The sequence below is a fragment of the Bradyrhizobium sp. F1.13.3 genome (assembly GCF_040548265.1).
Classification (GTDB): domain Bacteria; phylum Pseudomonadota; class Alphaproteobacteria; order Rhizobiales; family Xanthobacteraceae; genus Bradyrhizobium.
Genome location: NZ_JBEPRI010000063.1, coordinates 1 through 2,192 on the forward strand (window position 1 = coordinate 1; position 2,192 = coordinate 2,192).

Consider the following 2,192-nt stretch of genomic DNA (forward strand, 5'->3'; position numbering starts at 1 on the left):
ACTCCGGTCGGGCTACGCCCTCCCTTCGTCACGAGCCCGGCGAAACCCTCTCACCTTGATTGACGCGCTCTTCCATCCTGATCGCCGCGCAACAACAGGCGGTGCCAGGCCTTGGGGAAGGCTCTGCGCGATTGCGGAGCCGGTACCGGCGACAGGCCGCTGCTTGGCCCAAGAACGGAACACATAATCGGAAGCAACCCCCAGGACATAGCCCTTGCCCGCCTTGCGCAGCAGGATTTCGATTTTTCCGGTGCGATGCACGCTGTCCGCCGCCAAGAACGATAACGGCACGTTTGCGGCGATCGCACGAGCGATCATGTGATGCGCGACCTTGGGCATCGTCGCAAAACTCACATCGCTCGGGAGACATGCACTGTCTTCAGGCGAGCGGGTTCGTCCGTCCATTCCTTTGGCAGGTAGAGTGCCCGATCGATGAAGGCATAGCCATGCCGCGACACGTAGGCGGGGAACACTCCGATCTGGCAATTGGTGATGTTACCCGCCGAGCCAGTGTACTGGCGAGCTCCCACAAGGCCTTGCCTTGTTTCAACAGCGGTCTCATCGATGACCCGAACCGCGTCCTCATCGGCCGGCGACTCCAGCGCGTACTCACGGACAATGTCGCGCAGCGCATCGGCGTCCCACTGCCCGCGGCCATGATCGCTTGCTGGCGCTACGGCCGAGGCCGCCGACGCTTCCGCCCGCATCCAACCCCTCCTGCGCGGCTCGTTGCCCAACAGTCCGTCGAGAAACTGCCCCGCCGCGGCCGCGACCCGCTCCTGCGTAAACAGCCGACGGATGCGTTGCTTGACATCTCGCAACGACGAAGCCCACAGCGTCGGCGTATCTTCAACCGACGCACCACCAATCATCAAATCCCGAATCATGGTCACCCATGGATTCAGACTCCTAAGAACATACAACTGTAATGCTAGTGTCATGAACCAGAAGTTCGCAACATCGCGTCGTGCTTTGCCGGTAGATTGTACCGACAGAAGCGCTCGATGGAGGCTAGGATGTCATCGGCGGATTTGGTGCATCGGAACGGTTTTGGATCGGCGTTGTGTCGTTCGATAAACGGGGCGATGTCCGCAGTGAGGGCGGCTACACACTACGATAGACGCCGCGCCTGATCTTCTTGTCGGTGAAGACGTGCCAAGGCGGTCTTTTGGCCAGCCATCTCCGGATCATTGGGGGTTAGTGCGTGACGTAATTGTCCATGACGATGGACGGCGAGTTGGCGCGGTACGGCAGCCTCGATCTCGTCAAGAAACTCACGCAGCTTGGCGGTGCAGTGGCGCGCGTAGCACTTACCAGCGACCCGTCCGCTCGCAATATCGAGGGCGGCGAACAGCGATGTGGTGCCGTGCCTCGTGTAGTGATGGCTCCTCGGGCCGCCTGGTCGGAACGCATCGGCAGCATCGGCTGGCTGCGGTCCAGGGCTTGGATTTGGGACTTCTCATCCACAAACAGAGCGATGACGTGCTCCGGCGGTGAGATGTTGAGGCCACGACATTGCGCACTTTGGCCACGAAGTCAGGACCCGTCGAGAGCTTGAACGGCTCCGCCCGGTGCGGCTGGAGCCTGAAGGCCCGCCAGATGCGTTGTATCGCCGACATCGATAGGCCGCTGGTCTTCGCCATGTCGCGGGAGCTCAATTGAGTGGCGTTCTCAGGGCGACTCTCGAACGTCCTCACAATCACGGCTTTGATTCGGGCATCGTCAATCGTCCACGCCGGAGCGCGGCTCGTCGTACAGTGGCCACGCGCTGCCGGTCTGCTGGTCCAGCCACAGCTTGGCCGTTACTTCCGTGTTCTGACCACCTTCCGCACAGGTCAGCACGATCCGGGTTCCCAGAGCGAGCGCCTGCGCCGTCTTCCGCCGCACCGCCGGCGACGTACAGTCCCGCATGCTCATCATTGCTAAACATCAGGGGGCAAGTTGCTGGGTCGCCATTGGAGACTCCGTCGCTGACTGCCTCCATTTTTGGCAGAGCGACTCGAATTTACTGCGCGCGCTGACTTCCGCTGGAGTTGATTTGGTAGTCAACCAAGCGCAACGCAAGATTCACAGTCGCACACCGACGGCCGGCTCACAACATCTCCTTTGTTCTTGCGAGTTCTTCTTCGGAGAGCATTTTTGTCCCAATGATGCCCTCCCTCGCCAACTGCACGATTTCTTCGTCGGACAGC

The 2,192-nt window shown here is 60.8% G+C and carries 1 protein-coding gene and 1 pseudogene; both read right to left on the minus strand.

Annotation, left to right across the window (positions count from 1 at the left end; genetic code table 11):
* Positions 1-95: 95 nt before the first annotated feature.
* A pseudogene (locus tag ABIB66_RS43430) lies at positions 96-887 on the minus strand (IS701 family transposase); the annotation flags it as partial.
* Between the two features lie 835 nt (positions 888-1,722).
* Positions 1,723-1,911 (minus strand): hypothetical protein, encoded by a 189-nt coding sequence (locus ABIB66_RS43435; RefSeq protein ID WP_354260100.1) that lies wholly within the window; start codon positions 1,909-1,911, stop codon positions 1,723-1,725.
* Between the last annotated feature and the right edge of the window lie 281 nt (positions 1,912-2,192).